The sequence below is a fragment of the Nocardia mexicana NBRC 108244 genome, from assembly GCF_001613165.1.
GTDB classification, from domain to species: domain Bacteria; phylum Actinomycetota; class Actinomycetes; order Mycobacteriales; family Mycobacteriaceae; genus Nocardia; species Nocardia mexicana.
Genome location: NZ_BDBV01000072.1, coordinates 1 through 2,585 on the forward strand (window position 1 = coordinate 1; position 2,585 = coordinate 2,585).

Genomic DNA, 2,585 nt, shown 5'->3' on the forward strand with positions numbered 1-2,585 from the left:
GCGGCCGGGGTTGGGAGGGTGGCCGAGTAGGGAGGGAACGGAGGCGCTCTGCTCGAGGCGGCTCCTGTTCGGCTCGCTCCTGCGTCGCATTGCCGGGGGCGGGACTCGGGTGGTGGGGCGGCTCGTGATGGTTGGGTGGCCGATCCGGAATCGAAGCGTGCGGTGCGGTTCGCGAGGGTGTCGGGGGTCTGGACCATACTGCTTACGTGTATTCGGGCAGCGGCGACCGGAATGGTCGCGATCATGGCGGCGGCGCCGAGCGGCGGGCGGCCGCTGTGCGCGAGGGCGCCGCGGCTGCCGAGGGGATGGATGTGCGGGCGGTGGCGCCGGGGCTGGAGGAGCGCGGAATGCCTTCCGCAGCAAGCGATATCGAGCAGACGCGGGCGGCCTACGTCGATGCGCGGGCGCTGATCGGGTGCCGCCATCGGCTGCATCTGGAGGCGACCCACCCGGAGGTGCTGGTAGGGGTCGCGGAAGACGCCGGGGTCCAGCAGCGCCGCGAGGCCGCCACGGCACACCGGCACAAGGTTCGCGACACGCTCGTGGCCGCCGCGCCGGACCGGTGGATCGTGGTCGATCCGGCGCTCCCGGCGAGCGAACGCGCGTCGATCACCATGCGCGCCTGCGCCGAGGGGGTGGCGCGGATCTGGGGCGCGCTGCTGCCGCAGGAGGCCGACACCGGGCGGCGCGGCGGCGTGGAAATCCTGCTGCGCGACGACGACCGCGGCGGCTACATCCCGGTGATCGTGGTCAACCACAAGGTCACCGATCCGCGCCAGCCCGACCCGGCCGATTCCCACCCGCTCACCTCCGACCTCTACCGTTGGGAGCCGCGCCCGGACCGGCACGTGCGCGTGCGTGCCCAGCAGCGCGATCAGCAGCGCCTGGCCCACCTGTATCGCATGCTGCAGCGGCACGGCCTGGCGAGCCCGGCGCTGGTCGGCGGGGCGATCGGCTACCACTTCGATCGCATCCTGGTGCACGACCTGGGCCCGGTCCTCGACGAGTACGACCGCCGCTACGCCGATCGGATCGCCGTGGTGCGCGGCGAACTGCCGACCGTCCCGTCCAAGGTGCCCGAATGCCGCCGCTGCCCGTGGTGGTCCCGCTCGGCCACCCCGGAGACCCCCAGCTGCGAGCGCTGGCTGACCGAACATCGCGACGTCAGCCTGGTCGCACCGGGTTCGCGTGCGGAGTTGCTGCGCCGGCACGGCGTCGAGACCATCGAGGACCTCGCCGGCTGGACCGGTGACGATCCGGACGACTGGCAGTACGAGCCGTTCACCGAGACCGTGGTCACCGCGCGGGCCTGGATTTCCGGTGCCCCGCTGGTCCGCCGCTTCGACCAGGTGCGAGTGCAGCGCGCCGACGTCGAGGTCGATGTGGACCTGGAGAGCTTCCAGGAGTACGGCGCCTACCTGTGGGGCACCCTGCTCGACGGTGTCTACCGCCCGTTCGTCACCTGGGATCCGCTGCCGACCCAGGACGAGGCCCGCTCCTTCGCCGAGTTCTGGGCCTGGCTGATGCAGGTGCGGGCGCAGGCCGCGGCCGCCGGGAAAAGCTTTGCCGCCTACTGCTATTCGCGCACCGCCGAGGACAAGTGGCTCTACGAGTCGGCCCGCCGATTCGCCGGAATGCCGGGCGTGCCGACCGAGGACCAGGTGCGCGAATTCGTCGACGGCCCGCAGTGGGTGGATATGTTCCAGGCCGTCTCCGAGCAGTTCATCTGCCCGAACGGCAAGGGCCTGAAGAAGATCGCCCCGGTCGCCGGCTTCGCGTGGCGCGATGCGGAGGCCGGCGGCGAGGCGTCGATGAGCTGGTACCGGCAGGCGGTCGGCTACGACGGCGAGCCCGACCTCACCCAGCGCACCCGCCTGCTGGAGTACAACGAAGACGATGTGCGCGCCACCCAGGTGCTGCGCGAATGGATGGCCCCGAACCGGCCCGGCGCACCGAGCGCCGCGACCGAGGTTCCGGCCATGTCGGACTTTCGCGAGCACCCTGTCTCGTCTCCCGCGCGTCCGTCGTAATATCTGGGCCGTGACTGAGCACGTCGAACAGCTGGAATTTCAGGCCGAGACCCATCAGCTCTTGGAACTGATGATCCACTCGGTCTACTCGAACAAAGACACCTTCCTGCGCGAGTTGATCTCGAACGCCTCCGACGCCCTGGACAAGCTGCGGCTGGAGTCGTATCGGGACAAGGACCTGGAGGTCGACACCTCCGATCTGCATGTCGAGCTGGAGGTCGACAAGGACGGCCGCACGCTGACGGTGCGCGACAACGGCATCGGCATGTCCCGGGCCGAGGTGGTGGACCTGATCGGCACCCTGGCCAAGTCGGGCACCGCCGAGCTGCGCAAGCAGCTGCTGGAGGCCAAGAAGTCGCAGACCGAGGCCGAGGAGCTGATCGGCCAGTTCGGCATCGGCTTCTACTCGACCTTCATGGTGGCCGACAAGGTCACCCTCACCACCCGTCGCGCCGGCGAAACCACCGCCACCCGTTGGGAATCCGCGGCGGGAAGCTCGACCTACACGATCGAGACCCTGGACGAGGCGCCGCAGGGCACCGCGGTGTCGCTGCA

The 2,585-nt window shown here is 70.3% G+C and carries 2 protein-coding genes; both read left to right on the top strand.

The genetic code is table 11. The annotated features are described in order from the left end of the window. Nucleotides 1-347: 347 nt before the first annotated feature. On the top strand, nucleotides 348-2,030 hold the full coding sequence (locus tag NM1_RS26970; protein ID WP_084520090.1) for a TM0106 family RecB-like putative nuclease: 1,683 nt from the start codon (nucleotides 348-350) through the stop codon (nucleotides 2,028-2,030). 10 nt (nucleotides 2,031-2,040) lie between these two features. After that, a partial coding sequence (locus tag NM1_RS26975) for an ATP-binding protein (protein ID WP_174556922.1) occupies nucleotides 2,041-2,585 on the top strand: 545 nt, incomplete at its 3' end.